At 72.7% G+C, this 275-nt stretch carries 1 protein-coding gene; it reads right to left on the bottom strand.

Going from position 1 to position 275, the window contains the following annotated elements; translation table 11 throughout:
- On the bottom strand, nucleotides 1–275 hold a 275-nt coding region (locus ACLJNW_RS24905), incomplete at both ends, for a gamma-glutamyltransferase (RefSeq protein ID WP_410961319.1).

Genomic DNA, 275 nt, shown 5'->3' with positions numbered 1-275 from the left:
GCCATCCACCGCCAGGCGGATCGCCGGCACCAGATTGTCGGCCAGGGGCTTGCGTCCGTAGCGGCTGCTCAATTCGACCAGCGCCGCCGGCAGGCCGGGGATCGCCGCCGCCAGCGGGCCGTCGACGGACAGCCTGGGGTCGACCTTGCCATTGCGCCGGTACATGTCGGCGTAGGCGGCCTTCGGCGCGCGCTCGCGGGCGTCGAGGAAGCGATAGGTCGGCTGCGCACCGGCCTGGCGCAGAAGGAAGAATCCACCGCCGCCGAGTCCCGAGC

It is taken from the genome of Salmonella sp. SAL4457, assembly GCF_046548235.1.
GTDB classification, from domain to species: Bacteria; Pseudomonadota; Gammaproteobacteria; order Enterobacterales; family Enterobacteriaceae; genus Salmonella; species Salmonella enterica.
The sequence above is the reverse complement of the archived record's forward strand: the minus strand, read 5'-3'. Positions and strand labels throughout refer to the sequence as shown.